This is a genomic window from Acinetobacter sp. YH12116, from assembly GCF_013418895.1.
GTDB lineage: Bacteria > Pseudomonadota > Gammaproteobacteria > Pseudomonadales > Moraxellaceae > Acinetobacter > Acinetobacter indicus.
In genome coordinates, this window is sequence record NZ_VPBE01000032.1 from 1 (window position 1) to 22,238 (window position 22,238).

20 protein-coding genes are annotated in these 22,238 nt (G+C 46.2%); 14 read left to right on the forward strand and 6 right to left on the reverse strand.

Annotated elements, in window-relative coordinates:
* Window positions 1-130: 130 nt before the first annotated feature.
* Entirely contained in the window at window positions 131-925 is a 795-nt protein-coding gene (gene argP, locus FTU54_RS13270) for an HTH-type transcriptional regulator ArgP (protein ID WP_373685798.1), read from the forward strand.
* Window positions 926-939: 14 nt separating this feature from the next.
* On the opposite strand, the gene FTU54_RS13275 is transcribed toward argP, so the two are convergent.
* Window positions 940-1,524, reverse strand: a complete 585-nt coding sequence (locus FTU54_RS13275; RefSeq protein WP_075167784.1) for a YceI family protein — start codon at window positions 1,522-1,524, stop codon at window positions 940-942.
* Window positions 1,525-1,583: 59 nt separating this feature from the next.
* Window positions 1,584-2,153, reverse strand: a complete 570-nt coding sequence (locus FTU54_RS13280; RefSeq protein ID WP_075174739.1) for a nicotinate-nicotinamide nucleotide adenylyltransferase — start codon at window positions 2,151-2,153, stop codon at window positions 1,584-1,586.
* Window positions 2,154-2,253: 100 nt separating this feature from the next.
* Between FTU54_RS13280 and FTU54_RS13285 the strand changes: the two genes are divergently transcribed.
* Both FTU54_RS13285 and FTU54_RS13290 read left to right on the forward strand, forming a co-directional pair.
* Window positions 2,254-3,054 carry an enoyl-CoA hydratase gene (locus tag FTU54_RS13285; RefSeq protein ID WP_005176626.1) on the forward strand — a complete coding sequence of 267 codons (801 nt, stop codon included), beginning with the start codon at window positions 2,254-2,256 and terminating at the stop codon, window positions 3,052-3,054.
* Between the two features lie 94 nt (window positions 3,055-3,148).
* Window positions 3,149-3,940: a nitroreductase family protein gene (locus FTU54_RS13290; protein ID WP_045795136.1), complete on the forward strand. Its 792-nt coding sequence runs from the start codon at window positions 3,149-3,151 to the stop codon at window positions 3,938-3,940.
* Window positions 3,941-4,050: 110 nt separating this feature from the next.
* On the opposite strand, the gene FTU54_RS13295 is transcribed toward FTU54_RS13290, so the two are convergent.
* From FTU54_RS13295 to purL, 3 genes are all read right to left on the reverse strand, one after another.
* Window positions 4,051-4,368 carry an NGG1p interacting factor 3 protein, NIF3 gene (locus FTU54_RS13295; RefSeq protein ID WP_045795137.1) on the reverse strand — a complete coding sequence of 106 codons (318 nt, stop codon included), beginning with the start codon at window positions 4,366-4,368 and terminating at the stop codon, window positions 4,051-4,053.
* A 275-nt stretch (window positions 4,369-4,643) separates the two neighbouring features.
* On the reverse strand, window positions 4,644-5,510 hold the full coding sequence (locus FTU54_RS13300) for a carboxypeptidase-like regulatory domain-containing protein (protein ID WP_180047279.1): 867 nt from the start codon (window positions 5,508-5,510) through the stop codon (window positions 4,644-4,646).
* Window positions 5,511-5,636: 126 nt separating this feature from the next.
* A complete protein-coding gene (gene purL / locus FTU54_RS13305) occupies window positions 5,637-9,470 on the reverse strand; it encodes a phosphoribosylformylglycinamidine synthase (protein ID WP_180047277.1) in 3,834 nt (1,277 codons plus the stop codon).
* A 1,288-nt stretch (window positions 9,471-10,758) separates the two neighbouring features.
* Here purL and FTU54_RS13310 point away from each other — a divergent pair.
* From FTU54_RS13310 to ruvB, 5 genes are all read left to right on the forward strand, one after another.
* Window positions 10,759-12,396 (forward strand): sodium:solute symporter family protein, encoded by a 1,638-nt coding sequence (locus FTU54_RS13310; protein ID WP_005176615.1) that lies wholly within the window; start codon window positions 10,759-10,761, stop codon window positions 12,394-12,396.
* Between the two features lie 11 nt (window positions 12,397-12,407).
* The gene (locus tag FTU54_RS15200; protein ID WP_005176614.1) at window positions 12,408-12,539 is read left to right on the forward strand and encodes a putative transporter small subunit; all 132 of its coding nucleotides are present in this window, start codon (window positions 12,408-12,410) and stop codon (window positions 12,537-12,539) included.
* A gap of 198 nt (window positions 12,540-12,737) precedes the next feature.
* On the forward strand, window positions 12,738-14,078 hold the full coding sequence (locus tag FTU54_RS13315; RefSeq protein WP_005176613.1) for a deoxyguanosinetriphosphate triphosphohydrolase: 1,341 nt from the start codon (window positions 12,738-12,740) through the stop codon (window positions 14,076-14,078).
* 188 nt (window positions 14,079-14,266) lie between these two features.
* Window positions 14,267-14,869, forward strand: a complete 603-nt coding sequence (gene ruvA / locus FTU54_RS13320) for a Holliday junction branch migration protein RuvA (protein ID WP_005176612.1) — start codon at window positions 14,267-14,269, stop codon at window positions 14,867-14,869.
* Window positions 14,870-15,166: 297 nt separating this feature from the next.
* On the forward strand, window positions 15,167-16,168 hold the full coding sequence (gene ruvB, locus FTU54_RS13325) for a Holliday junction branch migration DNA helicase RuvB (RefSeq protein WP_005176611.1): 1,002 nt from the start codon (window positions 15,167-15,169) through the stop codon (window positions 16,166-16,168).
* Between the two features lie 164 nt (window positions 16,169-16,332).
* On the opposite strand, the gene FTU54_RS13330 is transcribed toward ruvB, so the two are convergent.
* Window positions 16,333-16,530: a hypothetical protein gene (locus FTU54_RS13330; RefSeq protein ID WP_168381679.1), complete on the reverse strand. Its 198-nt coding sequence runs from the start codon at window positions 16,528-16,530 to the stop codon at window positions 16,333-16,335.
* A gap of 669 nt (window positions 16,531-17,199) precedes the next feature.
* On the opposite strand from FTU54_RS13330, the gene ybgC reads away from it, so the two are divergent.
* The 6 genes from ybgC to pal all read left to right on the forward strand — a co-directional run bounded on the left by ybgC (window position 17,200) and on the right by pal (window position 22,062).
* A complete protein-coding gene (gene ybgC, locus FTU54_RS13335; protein WP_005176609.1) occupies window positions 17,200-17,613 on the forward strand; it encodes a tol-pal system-associated acyl-CoA thioesterase in 414 nt (137 codons plus the stop codon).
* A 22-nt stretch (window positions 17,614-17,635) separates the two neighbouring features.
* Entirely contained in the window at window positions 17,636-18,334 is a 699-nt protein-coding gene (gene tolQ, locus FTU54_RS13340) for a protein TolQ (RefSeq protein ID WP_168381680.1), read from the forward strand.
* Complete coding sequence (tolR, locus tag FTU54_RS13345) at window positions 18,334-18,786, forward strand: protein TolR (RefSeq protein WP_180047275.1); 453 nt, start codon at window positions 18,334-18,336, stop codon at window positions 18,784-18,786. Before tolQ ends, tolR begins: the two co-directional genes overlap by 1 nt.
* A 3-nt stretch (window positions 18,787-18,789) precedes the next feature.
* Window positions 18,790-19,974, forward strand: coding sequence for a cell envelope integrity protein TolA (gene tolA, locus FTU54_RS13350; RefSeq protein ID WP_180047273.1), 1,185 nt, complete (start codon window positions 18,790-18,792; stop codon window positions 19,972-19,974).
* A gap of 199 nt (window positions 19,975-20,173) precedes the next feature.
* Window positions 20,174-21,457, forward strand: a complete 1,284-nt coding sequence (gene tolB, locus FTU54_RS13355) for a Tol-Pal system beta propeller repeat protein TolB (RefSeq protein ID WP_373685799.1) — start codon at window positions 20,174-20,176, stop codon at window positions 21,455-21,457.
* Between the two features lie 35 nt (window positions 21,458-21,492).
* Window positions 21,493-22,062 (forward strand): peptidoglycan-associated lipoprotein Pal, encoded by a 570-nt coding sequence (gene pal / locus FTU54_RS13360; protein WP_005176597.1) that lies wholly within the window; start codon window positions 21,493-21,495, stop codon window positions 22,060-22,062.
* Window positions 22,063-22,238 lie beyond the last annotated feature (176 nt).

Consider the following 22,238-nt stretch of genomic DNA (forward strand, 5'->3'; position numbering starts at 1 on the left):
GACTCATGAGTGCTCGGTTATATGCGGGCCAATTGGTTGTGCGGTAGATTTTGTGTGCAGGCTTCTTCATTTGAAAATTATATCGCTGAAAAACCCTTTACAGATAGGTTTGTGCAACAAAGCCCTGCGGGTGCAGAATTTAGAAAAAGATTTGGGACAGATGCTTATTTTAAGGGAGCGGCCCTGCCGTACCACTCAAGCCGGACAAGCATTATTGCAGTATTTACAACATCGGCGGCTGCTGGAACAGAACCTGCGTCAGAAATTGACAGGTTATCATCTCCATTCCAATTTTTATCAGGTGCATATCGCCAGTAATGCCGATTCTCTTGCCACTTGGTTATTAAGTGCCCTGCAGGACACCTTAATCCAAGACAAGATCGTGCTGAAATTACAGCTTGAAGATCAGAGTCAAACCCATCACTTACTGGAAACCGGTCAGGTAAATGCCTGTATTTCTACTCAGGCACAGGCCATTGCAGGCTGTATCGCCGAATACCTGGGCAGTATGACTTATCGGATGGTCGCCAGCCCGACATTTGTACAACGCTGGTTTAGACAGGGTATGCATCGTGACAGTTTAAGAGTTGCTCCCGCTGTCATTTATAACCATAAAGACCGGCTGCATAGCGACCAACTGGAACAGCAGTATGGTCTCACTGAATCCAGCTACCCTTATCATCAGATTCCTGATTCAACAGCCTTTGCGAATGCTATTTTTAAAGGCATCGGTTATGGCATGCTGCCCGAAGTCCAAATTGCAGATCGGCTTAAAGATGGCCAACTGATTGAAATTTTGCCTGAGGCAAAAACAGAAGTGGCACTGTACTGGCATCACTGGAAACAGCAATCTGTGGCGATTGAGAAACTGGGACAAGCCTTAAAACAACAGGCAAGGCACTGGATGAATCTGACTGACTCATGATGCTCATCATCCACCTATTGAACACGCCACTGACCTTTAAGCTGAATATTGACCTTTTCTCCAACACCACCTATCGCCTTTTTCATACCAAAATCACTACGCTGAATTTGGGTTGATGATTGCACATCCAGCAATTTCGGATTTCCTGTATTCGGTTTTAAACTGGTATGAAAAACAACCGGACGCGTCACGCCGCGTAGGGTTAAATTGCCGGCAATACGATATTGATCAGGACCTAAAGCGGTAAAACGCGTGCTTTTAAAACTGACGGTTTTATATTTTTGGGCGTGAAATAAATCTTCACCCAGAATCATATGTCTTAAAGACGGTTTACTCAGCTGCAGACTGTCCACATTTAGCACAAATTGGGTCGAGCCCTGCTGCGGTGCTGTTGGATCAAAATGCATGACTGACTGCACCTGCTTAAACTGCCCACCGACCAGTTGCACGCCCATGGACTTAATTTCAAAACCGACTTCACTTTTTGAGGTCAAAGTCCAGCGCTCGGCATAGGCCGGGCTGATACCCAGCAGCATAACGGCCGCACCCAGCAAGTATTTGGTCTTTGACCTTGCTACATGTGACGGGTTCAAGTTCATCGCTTATCTCCTTGCGGCGCAACTGGCTTTATCTTGTTAACAAGATGGAGCTGGCGAGCTTAGGTGAGATTACTACGGTCTTGTGCATGATATTTGTCTTGTAATTGTTGATAAACCGGCGTGTGCTGAAAATTCTGTAAAAATTTGATTGTGCCTGGCGGGAAGGCATCGGTCCAGATTTCTCCACGAAAATAGGCTTCACGTACCGGTGTAGCAGACATGGCACCTTCCAGACTGTCGAGTTCGACCATCTCCCACTCCGGGAAAAATTGCAGATAATAGGAAGACTCATCTTTAAAATGACCAATTAAGCCCACTTTGGCTTCTGGTCCGGCCACCGTGGCCACCAGCATTTTCACCAGTTTCTGCCATTTTTCATCATTATATACATCGACCACATGCACAAACTTGATCCGCTGCTGCTGCTCCGGGCTAAAGTTGGACAGAATCATCTGCTGGCGTTCAGCGGCAGTAAACGGATTTTTGATATTGCGTTCATCTTGTGCAGAGCCCAGTGCCAAAATCACGTTTTCACTTTGCTCCAGCGCGATTAAAATGGTCTGCATATGTGCCAGATGAAAAGGCTGGAAGCGGCCAATAAACACAAGATAATCAAATTTATAATTCATAGCACATCAACTTTTATGAACTCACCAGTTGTGGCGTCAACAATAATTTTCGCCATAATAAGCCCATAAATTCAAATTAATTGAAAGCAAGGATAGTACGATGACACTGAGCTGTATTCAACAACCCCATCCACATTTGAATGCGAATTTAGACAATGGCGTACTGACCTTAGCCATTCAGCGCCCGGAAGCCAAAAATGCCCTGTATGGTGAACTGTATCTCTGGATTGCGCAGGCACTGGACGAAGCCGATCAGAATAAAGACGTCCGCGTAGTAATTTTACGCGGAGCCGATGCTGATTTCAGTGCCGGTAACGACATGCAGGACTTCATGAAGTTTATTCAAACACCATTGCAAGGCAAAGCCGGCGATACACCACCCTTTGTATTGCTAAAAGCTGCTGCACGTTTTTCCAAACCGCTAATTGCTGCGGTGCGTGGTGTAGCCATTGGCATTGGGGTCACGCTGTTATTACATGCAGATTTAGTCTATAGCGACAACACTGCCCTGTTCCAGATTCCATTTGTGAGCCTCGGCCTGTCCCCAGAAGGTGCGTCCAGCAAACTGCTGGTACAGCAGGCCGGTTTCCATAAAGCCGCAGAGCTGCTGCTAACTGCTCAGAAGTTTAACAGCGACAAAGCGCTAAACGCCGGTCTGGTCAATAGTATTGAAGAGGATGTATATGCCACTGCCCAGCAACAGGCGCACATTTTGGCAGCCTTACCACTGGCTTCTCTCAAACAAACCAAAGCGCTAATGAAACACAATCTGGATGAGATCATTGACTGTATTGATCATGAAGCGGAAATCTTTATGAAACGGGTCGGCTCACCGGAAATGATGGAAGCTGTACAGGCTTTTATGCAAAAACGTAAACCTGACTTTACCCAGTTTAATTAAGTATTATGCTCATCAACGTAGGTGCAGTCACTGTACCTACGTTTTTATGGTTTAGCTGTTTTCTCTTTCTTTTATTTCTTTTGTGATGGTTCCCATGTCAAATTCGTCAGATCCCTCATCTTTAAACTCTGCATCATCTTCAACCGAGAAAAAACGCTATTACGAACCGGCACCACAAGATATTGATGTCGAAAACTTTCGTAAAGTCATCACCAGTCGCCGTTCGGTACGTAAATTTACCGACAAGCCCATTCCAGCGGATATTTTAGATGCCTGCCTGGATTTAGCCTTACTGGCACCGAACTCCTCCAATTTACAGCCATGGACCTTTTATGTGGTTCAAAACCCGGCCAAGAAAAAGCAGCTGGTCAAAGCCTGTCTGAGTCAGTTAGCAGCCAAAACTGCGGCCGAGCTGATTGTTTGTGTAGCACGCACCGACCGCATTGATGAAATGGCCAAACTCAATATTTCCGAGTTCCCGTTTCCTGAAGCGCCAGCCCCGGTAAAAAAATACTATAAATTTATTCCCTATAATTATAAAACTGGCTATTTCAATGCCTTCGGTCATTTCAAAAAAGTGGCCTTTAAAGTGGCACGTAGCTTGGACAAGCAATTGCCAGTGTCGGCATTTCATCCGGCCGATGCCAAACTGTGGGCCTCAAAAACCACCGCTTTGGCCTGTGAAAATCTGGTGCTGGCCTTACGCGCTTATGGCTTTGACAGCTGTATGATGGAAGGTTTTGATGAGCCAATGGTACGTAAAATCTTAAAGCTGAATGAACAGCAATATGTGGTGATGGTGATTGCTGCCGGCGAACGTGCGAAAGATGGCGTGTTCTTCCCACAATACCGTTTTGACCGGGCGCTGTTTATCCAGAAAGTTTAAACAAGATGTAAAAAGTCCCGCTTCTCTTTAAGAGAGAAGCGGGACTGCTGCACAAGGGAGAGCTGATTAAAAAGCTCTCCCTCTCTGTCAAATATTTTAATATTCAACAATTAAAACTGCACATCCACCATCTGAATAAACTCAAATGCTGGTTCTTCATAAGGATGGCTATCTTTTAAGGCACGGGCTACATTCGCTGCGTTATCTTCCGGTACAATGATTTCCACCCGCCATTCCTCTACTTTTTCAAGCGTGCCGACTTCCCCAATATACGGGTCTGCGCCACGTAAGGGTTTAAATTGCCCGGTGCCCAGCACCTGCCAGGCACAGTGTTCATAATCGCCGATTCCCCCACCACCGGCTTTAAATACAGCAGCTTTGGTGGCTTCCAGATGCGATTCAGGCACATAAAAAATCAGTTTTAGCATAGTCACTCCCGGTATTGATCTGTCTTTCATACCGTATTGACTGGCCTGTTGTCATCTGCTGTTTGCAAGAAATGACCTAAATCCTGAATAGCACTACATCTGTTTTGAATAGATACAGCACTGATTCCAAACAATTGTCCAGCTTTAGCTATGGCTTTGGATGAAACATAGCGATGGATTAGCGAGAATTATTGAATCTTCGAAATCGATCAGATCCTTTATTTGCTTAGGCTATTCCATTGAGCTCATTATTTATCTCAGCAAGGTAATCTGCTTTAAATTTTTCTTAAGACGCCTACAATATTCAGCATCTCGAAATTATCCTGATCGGTGTCCAAGGTATGTGACTTGATTTGCGCCTGGATATGATCATTCACCTGAAAATGCCTTAACGGGAAACAGTGCTCATTGGCACTATAGGCGCCCGTACTCGGACTGTCTGACAGCAGTTGGGTAATGCTTAAACGCAGGTCATTTTTTCTGGAGATGGAAATCTTATCCTGATTGGCATACTGACTCTGAATGCCCTTGCCATACAGCTGGATACAGAGCTGGTTATACTGTTTTTGCAGCGCCTGCGTGTACTGAAAACCATCACTCCAGACCAGTCCTTGTGGCGCGGTCTGAATTCGGGTTTCCGGGTTTTTCACCAGTGAATCATCACCCAGATGAATTAAATGTAGCCCCTGCTGAAACACCACATGCGCTTCGGTTAAAGGCTTGAGCTGAACCAGATGACTATGCTGATCAATATATAAATGCTGGTTCTGATAGGACAGCAACAGGATTTCCGGTTGATAGCCCTCCATCCAGACCGTGCCGGCAATATGATCCGGATAATCATATTCACGAGGCAGATATAAAGTGTAACGGCCATCGGTCTGAGAATGGGTGTAATAGTTGTGTTCGCCCAGCTGCACATAGATTTTGGCTTGAGCAACAGGCTGCCCACTGGCATCAAATACCTGACCTGAAACCGACCACTTTTCACCTTGTGGCTGCGTACCAGACTGGGACTGGGTTAAACTGGAATGCAGCGGCTGAGCATATCTGACAGACTCCTGAATCTTGGCACTCTCACCACCACAACCGTTCAGCATAATCAAGCTGGTAAAAATAGGAATGACCGTTCGCATCTGCATTTTTGTTATCCACTTTTATAATTATGCTGTTTATTGTACGGTGCCGGGCAAAATCAGCTATCCCCATTTTGGGATGAAACGCCGATAAAAAAGCCACCCGTAGGTGGCTTTTCAAAATAAGGTCAATTAACCAATGAATTTACGTGCGTTACGGAACATACGTAACCATGCACCATCTTCAGTCCATTCTTCAGGTTTCCAGGAATGTTGTACGGCACGGAAGTTACGCTCCGGGTGCGGCATCATAATCGTGGCACGACCATCTTTAGAGGTCACACCGGTAATCCCTTCTGGAGAGCCGTTCGGGTTCAGTGGATAGTGCTGGGTCACATTGCCCTGGCTGTCGACATAACGCAGGCTGATCTGGTTACTCGCATTTAATGCGGCAAAGTCTTCAGCGCTGGCCACAGCACGGCCTTCCCCATGCGCAACCGCGATTGGCAGAATTGAACCTTCCATACCATCAAACAGAATCGAGTTTGATTTTTCTACACGCACGTTCACAGTACGCGCTTCAAACACTTCAGAGGTATTGCGATGGAAACGTGGCCAATGCTCTGCACCTGGAATCAGTGGTGCTAGTTGTGACAGCATTTGACAGCCGTTACAGATACCCACACTGAAGGTTTCTTGACGGTTAAAGAATTTCTCGAACTGGTCACGCAGTTTGGCATTGAACAGCACCGATTTCGCCCAGCCACCGCCGGCACCTAAAACGTCACCGTAAGAGAAGCCGCCACAAGTCACCAGACCTTCAAAGTCATCCAGGCTGATACGACCAGCCAGCAGGTCACTCATGTGTACGTCAACGGTGTTGAAACCGACTTTATCAAATGCAGCCGCCATTTCCACATGACCGTTTACGCCTTGTTCACGTAAAATTGCCATACTAGGACGACGTACATTGATGTAAGGCGCTTCAATCGCTTCATTCAAATCAAAGGTTGGTTGTGCGATTAAACCTTTGTGATCCTTATCTGTGATCAAGGCAAATTCTTGTTCAGCGGTTTCTAAGTTATCACGTAGACGTTGAATTTGATGTGACACTTGAGTCCAAGCCACTTGTAAATCAGCACGTTCAAGCACAAGACCATTGACAGACAATTGATCTGTATTGTTTACAGTACCAACGACAGAAATCGCATCTTTAATTGAAGAGGCTTCAACTTCAGCTTGTAGCGCATCCCAATCTGCTTTGGCAATTTGAAGTACTGCACCAATTTCTTCAGCAAATAATGAAGCAACAGATTGTTCTTCAAGTGCCACACCTAAACGTGAAGCGAACATCATTTCTGCAACAGTCGCAAGCAAACCACCATCACCGATGTCATGGTAAGCTTTGATTAAGCCACGGTTGTTCCAGTCTTGAACCAATGCAAAGAATGCTTTGAAGTCATCGAAGCTGTCGACATCAGGTGTGACTGAACCAATTGCTTTATACACTTGCGCTAAGATCGAACCGCCAAGACGGAATTGACCTTTAGACAAATCGATACGAACCAGTACAGATTCTAGGTTTTTCAATTCTGGTGTTAATGTCTTACGAACATCGGTCACAGGTGCAAATGCAGTAATTACGCCTGACATCGGAGAAGTCACAGACTTGTCTTCGCCTTCATCATTCCACGTGGTACGCATAGACAATGAGTCTTTACCCACTGGAATGGCAATACCCAATGCTGGGCACATTTCCATACCGATGGCTTTTACGCCTTCGAATAATGCTTGGTCTTCGCCCGGTTGACCTGCAGCTGCCATCCAGTTCGCAGACAGTTTAATATCGCCAATCTGGTCAATTTTTGCAGACATCAGGTTGCTGATCGCTTCAGCTACCGCTAAACGTGCAGACGCTGCCGGGTTCAATAATGCCACTGGTGGACGTTCACCCATGGCCATCGCTTCACCGGTATAACCCACCAGGCTTGTGGTTGTTACTGCAGCATCCGCTACAGGCACTTGCCATGGGCCAACCATCTGGTCACGTGCCACCATACCGGTAATCGAACGGTCACCAATGGTGATCAGGAACGATTTAGAGGCAACGGTCGGGTTTTTCAGGACACGGTAAATCGCATCTTTCAGATCTGTCACTTGAGCTGCATCAAAATCATCGCCTTTACGCTCGATGCTTTCATATGAACGGCTCATACGTGGTGTACCGCCCAGCATCACTTGCATTGGCATATCCACTGGCTTGTTACCGAACAATGGATCTTCAACTGTTAAGTGACGTGCTTCAGTCGCTTCACCCAGTACTGCAAACGGACAACGTTCACGTGCACAGATTGATTCAAACAACGCTAGAGATTCTGGACGGATCGCAAGGACATAACGCTCTTGTGCTTCGTTAGACCAGATTTCCATTGGCGACATGCCTGGCTCAAGCGATGGAATCTTACGAAGATCTAGTACCGCACCCAATTCGTGATCGTTCACAAGCTCAGGCATTGCGTTTGAAATACCGCCCGCACCCACGTCATGTACAGATACGATTGGGTTTTCATCTTCCATACGCCAGCAGGTATCAATCACTTCTTGGCAACGGCGTTCCATTTCTGGGTTTTCACGTTGTACAGAAGCGAAGTCTAGGCTCTCACCCATCGTACCGCTGTCTACAGAAGAGGCAGCACCACCACCAAGACCGATGAGCATTGCAGGTCCACCAAGCACAATCAAAAGATCGCCCGGTTGGATCGCATCTTTTTCTACATGGTCAGGACGGATGTTACCGTAACCACCAGCAATCATGATTGGCTTATGGAAGCCTTTTACTTCGCCATTGACGTTTTGTTCAAAAGTACGGAAGTAACCATTTAAGGCAGGACGACCGAATTCGTTGTTAAACGCTGCACCACCGAGTGGACCTTCAATCATGATTTGCAGCGGAGAGGCCATACGCGATGGCTTGCCGTAGTTATCTTCCCATGGCTGTTCAAAGCCTGGAATGTTCAGGTTCGATGTGGTGAAACCGGTTAAACCTGCTTTTGGCTTACCACCACGACCGGTTGCACCTTCATCACGGATTTCACCACCTGAACCAGTTGCCGCACCGGCAAATGGAGCAATTGCGGTTGGGTGGTTATGGGTTTCCACCTTCATCAGGATGTGAGCCGCCTGGCTCTTGTATTTATAAACGTATTGACCGTTTTCTTCTTGCGTTGGGTAGAAACGCTGGGTATCAAAACCTACAATCACCGATGCGTTGTCTTTATATGCTGACAATACATCGGTTGGTGATTCTTTATAGGTGTTTTTGATCATCTGGAACAAAGATAACGGCTGAACTTCACCATCAATGGTCCATTCTGAACCGAAGATTTTATGACGGCAATGCTCAGAGTTGGCTTGCGCAAACATCATCAGTTCGATGTCGTTCGGGTTACGGCCCAGTTTGGTGAAAGCTTCAGTCAGATAATCAATTTCATCTTCAGACAGTGCAAAACCAAATTCATTGTTGGCTTTAACCAGTGCTTCTTTGCCCTGACCCAGAATATCAATCGAGTTTAACGGTTTTGGTGCGGTTTCCACGAACAGTGCGGCTGCATCTGCAATGTCAGTAAACACGCTTTCGGTCATGCGGTCATGCAAGATCTGTAATGCTTCTTTAGAAAGCGCTTTTACACCTTTTAGGGTAAACAGCAATCCGCGCTCCATACGGTGCACTGGAATATTACAGTTGGCAAAAATATCCGTCGCTTTGGATGACCACGGCGAAATGGTACCGACACGTGGGGTCACTAAAATTTGGACTTCGTCACTGGCAGGCTGACGTAATTCAAAAGATGCGCCATCATTTAACAGCGCTAAAGCTGATTGTTGCTGCTGCTCGTTGAGCGCTTGGTCAAACAGATAGATCCATTGGCTATCGAAAGATTGAACAGAACTAATTGACGATAAACGTGATAATAGTTGAGTTTTCTTAAAAGAAGAATGTGCAGGTGCACCGGCCACGATAAACATGCTGATTTTGGCTCCACGGGCAGATCTTTTGGACCTCGCCACAATGTGACTTGAAGAGAGCGCATATTCTACTGTGAAATGAGCCAATCAGCTAGAGAGGAAACAAGAATACTCGTACTAAAATATTTGATATTTTTAAAATAATACTTTTATTATCAGGCAAAAGAATTGAATTTAGCCGAAAATCTTAACATAAATTGTAATAGAAAAATTAATTTTTTTTTAAGAATAGTTCTACTCAGGAAAATTGTCTTATTTTTCAACAGTTCTATAAGCATGATGAAAGCTAGCCCTAGATTGTCTGAATAGCCTGCTGCAGAACCAGAAATTAAATTTTTTGTACGAATTAATCATCCTGAAAGCTGAGTACTCATATCCACCCGAAGAGAGCGTTGCTGTCATCCGCTCAGGATCCCTTTGGTCTTTGCCTTTGTGAACCTTGAACCCTGAGACTTCACCCTCTTAGATGGGATTTTTACGTTCAATATTTCTATTATTTTTCGTCCTGTATTCTCTTGAGTTTAACTTGATTTATTCACCTAAAAGAAAGAATGAAAATATGCAAATCCAACCCTTATAATCTCATACCACGAATATGTCACAAGAGTTTTTTCCATTATGTATTTCACTTCCTAATATCAGGGATAATCTAGTAGATAATATATAGATATTCTCAAGGAAAAAGCCCTATATAAATATCCACCCTAAAATTATCTTTGCATCTATTTGATAAATGATTACTTATCTTTCATAAAAAACACTTATCAATAATATGAAGAAATAACATTTAAAATAAATTTTATCCAATTCATTCTACAAAAATTGGTTTAAAATATAAGCTTTGAGTAGCAAGTAAAAATCGAAAAAATATGTATTTTTTAAGTTTTGTTACTTTTTTTAACATTTTAAATTAATGCAAACTTCAATAAGTTTTAATCCAATCTATAAATCACTGTAATTCCTAAAAAATATTCATATATTTGACCCTGCAAAATCATAGTTTTTTATTTAAAAACCACCCCTATATCAGTAAAAAACCTTACTTCCCACTGACTTCATCAGTGAATTTGATGGTTTTATGTTAAGCTCTAGCTCAATTGCTGAGGCAAGGTCCATTTTTGGACTCACCTACGTACATCTTTTTATGCTGTGGATCAAATATCGGCTAGATATTTAAACACCAGATTTCTCATTTTCCGCAGCTTTATGCTCTGCCTGTTTTAGAGCCTTAGTCCGTCACCAAAAGATTTGTTTTTTAAAATAAAGGTGCCTCGCTTAAGGAGTAATTATGTTTCAATTCACTAGTACAACCACTGTACTATTGATGGTGCTTTTTTACGGCATTACCTTTGTACTGTCGTTACGTATTAAACAAAAAAATGAAAATGTCGATGGCTATATGGTCTCGAATGGTTCTATTGGCTTTGGTATGTCTGCGGCCAGCATGACCGCAACTTGGATTTGGGCAGCGTCATTCTATGCAGCTGCCTCTTCAGGTTATAAATACGGCGTTTCCGGTGCCTTGCACTACGGCCTCTGGGGCGCGCTGATGATTTTGTTTATTTATCCTTTTGGTAAGCGCTTTCGTGAGTTGGCACCCAATGCACATACGCTGGCAGAAATTATGCATGCCCGCCATGGCAACCAGAGCCAGATGATTTTGGCAGGTTCCAATATTGTGGGAAGTGTCATCAGTTTGATGGTGAATTTTACTGCAGCAGGTGCCTTGGTCGAAATTTTATCTCCCCTAAGCTTTGTACATGGCGTCTTGATCACCGGGATTGGTGTGCTGTCTTATACCCTCTGGTCTGGCTTCCGTTCCTCTGTATTTACCGATTTTGGCCAGCTGGTGGCGATGATCGTGGCGGCGGTGATCATTATCCCAACGCTGTTCTTCACTTTGGGCGGACCGTCCCTGTTTCAAACGGGTATTCACAACCTGCAGCCTGAACAGCTCGATTTCTTCTCTAAAACTGCATTTCTAGAACAAGGTGCGCCTTTCTTCGTCGCAGTCCTGGCGTATGCCATCGGTAACCAGACCATTGCCCAGCGTTTATTTGCGGTACGGGAAGACTTGATTAAACCCAGTTTTATTACGGCGACGATTGGTTATGCCGCGATTGTGATCGGGTTGGGGATGCTCGGCTTACTGGCCTTGTTTGCCGGAATTCAACCGATTGATGGCAACTTGAATAACCTGATTCCACAAATGGCAGCGACGTATCTCTCTCCATTTATGGTGGCTCTGTTATTTATCATGGTGATCGGTGCGCTGTCTTCAACGGCTGACTCGGATCTGTCTGCGTTATCTGCGATTGTGATGACTGACATTTATGGAAAACAGATTGCCAAAAACCAACCTAATCCCAAGAAAATGCTGTTTATTGGTCGTATAACCATGATTGTCGCCACCATGCTTGGGATCATTATCGCCACTTTAAAATTTGACATTTTATCAATGCTGATTTTTGTGGGTGCACTTTGGGGGTCTATTGTATTTCCGGTAATTGTCAGCCTGTATTGGGACAAAGTGAATTCTCGTGCCTTTAACTGGTCGGTCGGGCTCGCCTTCGTCAGCTTCCTGATTGTCCGTTTTGAATGGATTCCAATCCAGGGCTTGATTGCGCTTGGCTTTGAGCTACTTGCAACCCTGGGTATTGGTGTGGTGCTGGGTCTGATGACCTTTGGTTTCTTCGGCAAAAAAGTCGGTTTGGTGGTGGGTATCTTGGCCAGTATTGGCTTCATGCCATGGACCATCGGCTTCTTGCGTGAATACGGCACCTTATTAAGTTCACTGACTGCTTATGGCAGTAGTGCTCTGGTCTGTACTGTTCTGACCTTGGTCTACAGTAAAGAACGATTTGATTTTAAACAAATCAACAAGATGGTGATTGAATTTCACCAGCTATCTGAGAAAAGTAAATAAGGAGATTTCAGATGACTAGTCAATTATTGACCCTATATGTACTTTTTTGGCCGTTGATCGCAAGCCTGGTCTTGTTCACAATTTGCTTGAATGTCTATAAAGATGCACAACAAGCCAAGGAAACTGGTGAAGGGCTGGTGTAATTTTAACTCTTCATGAAAAAGCAGGCTCATTTGGCCTGTTTTTTTATGGCCGTTTCATATTGTTTGAATCACTTGTCTATATTGAGGAGCAAGATTTTTTCTGCTTTTCATTCCCATGACAATTCATGTCGCCTCACTCTAGTACTGGGCTTGGTTTTTTGGCATGATGCAAAGCAGTAAATAATTGAATAATGATAAATGACACAGATGCGTTGGTTAGAACTGCTTTCGACAGTTCGGATTGGTAGTAAAAAGCAAAGTACTGAACAGGCGCGTAGCCCGTTTCATAAAGATTATGACCGTATTATTTTCTCGCAGAGTTTCCGGCAGCTGAACCGCAAAACCCAGGTCCATCCGCTTACCCAACATGATGGTATTCATACCCGCCTGACCCATTCGCTGGAAGTGTCCTGTATTGGCCGTTCACTGGGGATGCTGGCAGCAGAAAAAATCAAGGATCAACTGCCTCCGTGGATTACCCCGGCCGATGTCGGCGCGATTATTCAGGCTGCCTGTCTGGCGCATGATATTGGCAATCCGCCTTTTGGTCATGCCGGTGAATATGCCATTCGTGAATGGTTTGATGATGCCTCGCATACCGACTTTTTAAAGGACCTAAGTCCGGAACAGGAAGCCGATGTACGCCAGTTTGAAGGCAATGCCCAAGGCCTGCGCCTGCTGACCAAAATTGACTATCATCCGCATGATGGCGGTATGCGTCTGACCTATGCCACCTTGGGTGCCTATTTAAAATATCCGTGGCTGTCGAAAACCATGGCCTCGCAGGGCAATCGTCCGGCCAGTCAGCGCGCCAAATTCGGTTGCTATCAGGCAGAAAAAGACATTCTGAAACAGATTGCCGAACAGCTCGGCCTGATTGAAATCGGACCTTATCGTTATTGCCGCCATCCGCTGACCTATTTACTCGAAGCCGCAGATGACATCTGCTATGCACTGATTGATCTGGAAGATGGCATTATCCTGAACATGCTCAGCTATGATGAAGTCGAACCGATTTTCCTGAACCTGATTGGCGATTATGGCATGCCGGAAGAACTGTCTTTGGACAGCACCACCTGGCAGCAGAAAATTGCCGCGCTACGTGGCCGGGTGATGAAACGTCTGGTCGATGAAGTCACCAGCGCCTTTGCCAAGCAGCATGACCAGATTCTTTCGGGCCAGCTGAAAGGGACCTTGCTGCAATATTGCTCGGCCGATATTGAAATTGGCATTAACCGGGCCAAAGAACTGGCGCGTGATAAAATTTTTGAACATCCGCAAAAAGCCGGTCTGGAAATTATTGCCCATCAGAGCCTGCAAAGTATTCTGGATGCCTTTATTCCGCTGACCACACCGCATAAAACCTTAAGCTTTAAAGAGCAGCGGCTGATGGCGATTTTGCAGCGTTCCGGTGCCCATTTTGGTCCAGATCACTATGACAATATCATGCAGGTGCTGGATATTATCTCAAAATTCTCGGATCATCAGGCGTATAACCTGGCGCAGGAATTACAAGGCAATAAAGCCGGATTCTTTTAAGTACAGCCTGCCGTTTTGGGAGAACCTCCAAAACTGCTTTATACTTTTGCGCGTGCTGACATTGCTTGTGCAACACCCCGGCCCATCGGCTGTATATCGCAGAGCATCACAGAAAAGTGGATGACTTCAAGATGCAGACGACAGGCTCGGAACTGAAAAATTTAACCGAATAGAAGTGAATAAACTGAATGATTGGATGTCTGATTGGTGAGGTGTTTGCCCTCGAAGCCCCTACGGTCTTATTAAATGTCAATGGTGTGGGCTATGAAGTCGATACACCGCTGTCTACATTTTGCCAATTACAAAAAGGCCAGAAAGTCACCTTATGGACCCATTTAGCAGTCCGTGAAGATGCTCAACTGCTATATGGTTTTCTTGATGCGCAGGAAAAAACCATTTTCCGCACCCTGCTCAAGGTCAACGGTGTTGGTCCAAAAATGGCACTCGGCATTCTATCGACTTTAAGCGTCGACATGCTGATTCACACGGTTGAACATGAAGATATTAACACCCTGGTCAAAGTACCGGGTGTCGGCAAAAAAACCGCTGAACGACTGATGATTGAACTGCGCGACCGCTTTAAAGCGATGGCTGCCGGCAATACACCAAGCAACACCAGCAGCGCACAAATCCAGTTTATGGGGAACTCTGCCGTGGCCGAAGCCGAAGCTGCGTTACAGTCACTGGGTTACAAACCACAGGAAGCACAAAAACTGGTGAATGCTGCCAAAGGCGACTTCACCGAAGCCAGCGACATTATCCGGGCAGCATTAAAGTCGATGAACAAATAGAAAACTCTATCTTGCCTCAAGGCCAGCATGACATACGCGAAAATGTCATTCGCAACTGTTTAGGGCAGGAAGTATTTGCACAAAAATCTTTCTGCGATATAGTCGAAACGAATCATCTTTTGACGAGTTTTGCGAATGACGATGGTTTTGCTTACTTTTGCCGAATGAGAAATATATTTCGCAAGGTAAGGCCAACCGCAGGTTATTCCCGAAATTTAATTTTCTTGGAACATCCGTCAAAAAGCGCTTTTGACGTCTGCCCCATTAAACTGTATTTACCTGAAGTTTACATAATATATGCAAGACCGTCTTATCAGTGGTTCTGAAAAACCCGAAGATCAAATTGATCGCGCCATCCGCCCCACCTCCCTCGATGACTACATCGGTCAACCGGTGGTGCGTGAACAAATGGAAATCTTTATTGGTGCAGCGCGCGGCCGCGGCGAAGCCCTCGATCATACCCTGATTTTCGGCCCACCGGGCTTAGGTAAAACCACCCTAGCCAATATCATTGCCCGTGAAATGGGCGGCAACCTGAAATCGACTTCGGGGCCTGTGCTTGAACGTGCCGGTGACTTGGCAGCCATGCTGACCAACCTTGAAGAAGGCGATGTACTGTTTATTGATGAAATTCATCGCCTGTCACCAGTGATTGAAGAAATCCTCTATCCGGCGATGGAAGATTACCAGCTGGACATCATGATTGGTGAAGGCCCGGCAGCGCGTTCGATCAAACTGGACTTGCCGGCATTTACTCTGGTCGCCGCCACCACGCGGGCCGGTCTGCTCACTTCGCCGCTGCGTGACCGTTTCGGGATTGTGCAGCGTTTAGAATTCTACTCGGTGGAAGATCTGACCCATATCGTAAAACGTTCTGCCAGTTTAATGGATGTCCCGATGACCGAAGAAGGCGCGGCAGAAATTGCCCGCCGTTCCCGCGGCACACCGCGTATTGCCAACCGCTTGTTGCGCCGGGTACGTGACTATGCCCAGGTCAAAGGCACCGGCGAAGTCACCCATGCAATGGCCCAGCGCGCTCTGGATATGCTCAATGTCGATAAAGATGGCCTAGACACCCTGGATCGTCGCTATCTGTCGATGTTACTGGAACGTTTTGATGGCGGACCTGCCGGGGTTGAAGCACTGGCCGCAGCCATGGCGGAAGATTCAGGCACCTTGGAAGATGTGATTGAGCCTTATCTGATTCAGCAAGGTTATGTGATGCGTACTGCACGTGGCCGGATTGCCACCAATATGGCTTATTTGCAGTTTGGCATGACCCCGCCGGAACCGAAATAACAGCAATGCCTGACCTTCATTGCTTATGAGATGATGAAGGTCTTTGATAAATAACAACTTGAATACATACTCGAACAACAATAATGATGACCGAACAACAACTAATTCAACACCTTCAGCGGCATTTTGATGAGCTGATAGAGCAATTGCAGCCAATCCGGCCCCTACCTTATAGCAAACCATTCCAGTTTTTCAGTGAATCTGAACTGAACTATCTGAACCAGCTTTTGCAAGGCAATCTCAGTCCCTGACTGAGCTTCGACTTTAAAAATGAACGCGGCAAAATCATTGATGCAGATCGAGCCGGCATTGAACAGATCGACCTGCATCGGCATGGACACTGGTCTATCGACGCCATCCATTTTGATCAGCTATGTGTCATCCACTGGATTAGCCTGTATTTTTCTGAAGAACTTAACCCCTTTATTGAAACCTATACCCAACCACCCGCTTCAGTAAAACCGAAACAGAAGCTTGCCCTGATTCTGACATTAGTGGCTGTGCTGGGCGGAATTGGCTGTTATCTGCTGCAAGACGCTGTAGGGATTGTCTTATCTGTGGCTGCGTTCTTTCTTAGTCTGATCTGGTATGGCTTACTTTAGCTACGGCAATATTTTGCCAATAAGCAGCCTCAGCAGTTTGAGCGAACTTTCGTGATCAGCAGCTATTTCGCCTTGCATCTACGCGATTATGCGGTGGAGCGGCTGTACCTCAGTCATCCGGACAGTGCCTAAAACCGCGCTATCAAAATTGCCAATAGTCAAGCACAGGCGGTATGGCAAAAAAAAAGCATAAATCACGTGCCAATTCACTTAATTCAACCTGTACCGAACGATAAATATCCAATCTTGGCTCTACATTCTTTATACCTTTGCCACTGGATTTGACACCTTGTGCCATAGGAGCAAAAAGTCATTATGCTAAACTGCAAAGCCAACCCAGTCGGGCATTTGACAGAACCTCAGACAACTTCAATCCAGTTCTGTACGGCCCTTCCAGACCAAAACTGAAAATTGTAATGGAACAGTATCATGGCGAATAAATTTGAATTTCAAATTCGTATCTATATGGAAGACACCGATGCAGGCGGGATTGTATACCATGCCAATCATATTCGTTTCATGGAGCGCACCCGGACCGAATGGCTGCGTGCTTCCGGCGTCGATCATTATTGGCATCAAAACGACTATAACTTTGTCGTGCATAAAATTAATGTCAAATATATGCGTCCAATCTTAATGGATGATCTGATTACTGTTACAGCAAGTGTTGTTTCGTGTAAAGCAACGTCATTTGTATTGCAACAAAATATTTATCGTGGTGAAATCATGCTTGCTTCTGGTGAGGTGGAATTGGCATGTTTAAGTTCTGAAATGCGTCCACGTCGCCTTCCGGATGAAATTCGTGGCCTGATTCTAAAAGAGCTAGGACAGGACCAAGACTAAAAACTTATGGCACTACGTAACTATGGCAACACAATTAGAATCATCTCTACAAGTCTCTGATCTTATTTTGCAGGCAAGCCCTGTGGTACAACTGGTCATGTTGGTGCTGTTACTGGCCTCCTTGTATAGTTGGTATCTGATCGCCAAGTTACATCTCAGTTATAAAAAAGCCCAGGCCGATGATAATCATTTCCAGAAAATCTTCTGGTCTGGTGCTGAATTAAATACGCTATATAACAACGCCCAACTCAATTCCAAACGCACCGGCCTGGAAGATATTTTCTATCAGGGTCTGGGTGAATTTCTCAAATTGAAAAAACGTCATGCCCCGACTGCACAAAGTCTAGAAGGTACCGAACGTATTTTACGTGTCGGTTTAAGCCGTGACCAAGGCCAACTGGAACAAGGCTTAGGCGCGCTGGCCAGCATTGGCTCTGTGGCACCGTATATTGGTTTATTTGGAACCGTGTGGGGCATTATGAATGCCTTTATTGGCCTGGCCGATGTCGATCAGGTAACACTGGCTACCGTTGCACCGGGGATTGCCGAAGCGCTGATTGCCACCGCAATTGGTTTATTTGCCGCAATTCCAGCTGTACTGGCCTTTAACCATTACACCGCCAAAGGTGAAAGCCTCTATTCAGACCGTGCCTTATTTGCTGAAGAAATGGTGGCCTTATTACAACGTCAGTCTTTGGGTTCAGCACGGGAACATGACTAATGGCCATTCAACGTTCCGGACGCTTCGAGCGTATTAAAAAGCCCTTAAAAAGTGATATGAACGTGGTGCCTTACATCGACGTGATGTTGGTGCTGCTGGTCATTTTTATGGTCACTGCCCCAATGATTACCAGCGGCATCAATGTCGATTTGCCGCAGGCCAATGGCAATCCGATTGAATCCAAAGATGCGCCAGCTGTGGTCAGTCTGAACAAAGACGGCCAGTATTTTCTGAAATACAAAGCCCAAAACTCCAGTCAGCCGCTAACACTCAGTGAACTGACTGCCGTATTAAGTGAAGCACAGCAACAGGCGCAAGCAGAAAATAAAGAACTGCATGTGGTGATTGAAGGTGAAAAATCTCGTGCGTATGGCGAAGTCATGGCCCTGATGAGCAGCCTTCAGGACGCCGGTTTAACTCAAGTTGGCTTACTGACTGAGCCATTAAAGTAAATGATGAAAAGATTGCAAAAACCACCGTTTCAGCAAAAAGCACTGGCCATTGGCTTCACGCTCGGCGTGCATGTCATTGCCGTGGTGGGTTTACTTTATCTGGGCATGAGCCAGCCACCGGAGCCACCCAAACAGATTCGGACCGTGCTGATTAAACCGGAAGATTTACCCCCTGTTACCCGTGAAGAAACCGAGTTTGCTGAAACTGCACATGAAAATGTGGAAGCCGAGATTCAGCAAACCGCGACTCCGGTTGAAGATGCCCCGGTAATTCCGGTCGCACCGCCACCTCTGCCGCAACCAGAACCGGCCAAAGCACAACCAAGCAATACCGCAGCACAGCAACAGGCCGAACAGCAAAAACGCCTGGAAGCACGTGCACAAGCGGAAGCAGAAAAATTACAGGCACAACAGGCCCAGCGCGCCAAGGCTGAAGCTGAACGTAAAGCCCAAGCCGCTGAAAAAGCCAAGGCCACTGCACAGGCCAAAGCCGAGGCAGAAGCCAAACGCCGCAGCGAAGCTGAAGCCCTGCGTAAGGCAGAAGCAGCAGAAAAAGCCAAACTTGATGCACGTCGTAAGGCGGAAGCGGAAGCCAAACGTAAAGCCGAAGCGGCAGATAAGGCCAAGGCTGATACGGCAGCCAAGGCGAAGGCAGATGCAGAGGCGAAACGCAAAGCCGATGCTGAAGCCAAACGCAAAGCCGAGGCTGCGAATAAAGCCAAAGCAGAAGCAGCAGCCAAAGCCAAGGCGGAAGCGGATGCTAAACGCAAAGCCGAAGCAGCTGAAAAAGCTAAAGCGGATGCAGCGGCGAAAGCCAAAGCCGATGCAGAGGCCGAAGCCCGCGCTGAAGCAGAAGCCAAAGCCTCGGCGGCCAAACAGGCGGCTGAAGAAGCGGCACAAAAGAAAGCTGAAGCCAAACGGATTGCCTCTACAGCCAAACGCGATTTTGAAAACAAGATCCGTCGCGCCTGGGATATTCCGGTCGGCTCTTCTGGCAAAACTGCCACGGCACGGGTTACGCTAACCGACAGCGGTTCGGTAGCCTCGGTGATTGTGAACTCCAGTGATCCGGACATGAAAGCCAGTGTCGAGGCCGCGGTACGTGCTGCTGCACCATATCCAATGCCTTCGGACCCGGATGCACGCCGTGAAGCACGCAGTTTCACCTCAAGCTTTACTGCCAAATAAGCTGACTCACCATCCTGTCAAAAGCCGGGATGGCCTGTTATTTTTCAGTTACACTGCATAACAAGCGACAAAATTTTATTCACTTTTCACAGTGTTATAACAGTTTGGTCATAATTCTCTGCTTTAAATCTCAAATAAGCATGGCATTATGTAGAACAATCACATCAACAAGAATTATGTTTTGAGTAAATAGCGAATGATGGAAATGAAGCCTAAACATCTACTTTGCTTGGCAATTTTTACCGCTTTGGGTCCAATAATGGTCTCTCAAACCTATGCCCAGCTACATCTGGAAATTGCCAAAGCACCTGCAGAAGCCCCGAAAATTGCCATCATTCCGTTTAGTAATGATCAAAGCATTTACCCGATTGTTGAAAATGACCTGAACCGTTCCGGCAAATTCACCAGCTCATCAAAAAACTTGCCGGCAAGTGCAGCAAATAATAGTCCTAATGCCGCTGCCTGGCAGGCCGCCGGTGTACCTTATGTGGTGACTGGTACCAGCAAGCCAACCGCAGATGGTGGCTTTGAAATTCACTATCAGCTGTATGATGTGCAAAAGCAGCAGTATTTATTAAACGAATTACTGACTGTACCGGCTTCACGTACCCGTCAGGCTGCGCACATGATCAGTGACACCATCTATGAAGCACTGACCGGTATTAAAGGCGATTTCAGTGGTCGTATTGCCTATGTCTTGCGGAATCCGGCTACTCCGGAGCAGCGCTATACCCTGCAAATTGCCGACACCGATGGTGAACAGCCAAGAACCATTCTGACTTCACGCGATCCAATCTTGTCGCCGGCCTGGACGCCAGATGCCAAGAAAATTGCCTACGTGTCCTTTGAAACCAAACGCCCTGCGATTTATGTTCAGGATTTATCTACCGGTTCACGTGAAAAACTGGCCAGCTTCCGTGGCTTAAATGGCGCACCAAGCTTCTCTCCAGATGGTTCACGCATGCTGTTTACTGCTTCAATGCACGGCAATCCGGAAATTTACGAGATGGATCTGGGCACGCGTCAACTCAAGCGCATGACCAATGACAGCGCCATTGATACAGAAGCACGCTACGCACCCGATGGTAAATCGTTTATTTTTACTTCAGATCGTGGCGGCTCAGCGCAAATCTATCGCTATGACCTAAATACCGGCAGCAGCAAACGTCTGACCTTCCGCGGCGCATTTAATGCGCGTGGTACTTTAAGTGCCGATGGTAAAAAACTGGCGCTGGTTCATCGTCCAAGTGGCAGCAATTATAAAGTTGCGATTCAGGACATTAATACCGGCATTACCAATATTCTCACCCCAACCAGCCTGGATGAATCTCCAAGCTTCTCACCGAATGGACAGATGGTGGTCTATGCAACCCGTGAAGGTGCGCGTGGCCTGCTGTCTATTATGTCTTTAGATGGTCGTTTCCGTATGAATTTGCCAAGTGAACAAGGTGAAGTGCGTGAACCGGCTTGGGCACCAAAATAAGAGCAACTGAACAACCAAGTTTCATGGAGATGAAAATGAACGCAGTAAAATTATTTGTATTGCCTGTACTGGCCTCAGCGCTGGTGATGACTGGCTGTGCCAACCGTAAGCCTGCAACCGATGTTCAAGCAGGACAAACACCGACCTCTTCAACCACGGTCAATACACAAGGCTTAAGTGATGATGCAGCCTTGAATGCACAAAACCTGGCCGGTGCATCTGCCAAAGGTGTAACTGAAGCCAATAAAGCATTCTTGGCGAAACGTGTGGTGCACTTTGACTATGACAGCAGCGAACTGTCGAATGAAGACCTGCAAACCTTACAGGCACATGCACAATTCCTGATGGCCAATGCCAACTCGAAAGTCGCGCTTACAGGTCATACCGATGAACGTGGTACCCGTGAATACAACATGGCCCTTGGTGAGCGTCGTGCCAAAGCAGTCGAAAGCTTCCTGGTCACCACAGGCGTGAATCCGGGTCAATTGGAACCGGTCAGCTATGGTAAAGAAATGCCGGTTAACCCAGGTCATGATGAAAGTGCCTGGAAAGAAAACCGCCGTGTTGAAATCAACTACGAAGCGGTACCACCTTTACTGCGTTAAAATTGCATGATTGAGCAGAGTTGCTCAATATAAAAAAGCGCTCCATCGGGCTAATGCCAGTCAGTTAAGAGATTGACTGGCTTTTTCTTGGGTATTTTTGAGGTTTTCCTTTTACAACCCTTGGATAACTCCTCACTCTTCTCTCAGGTATAACATACCGATTAGATTTCTCCATT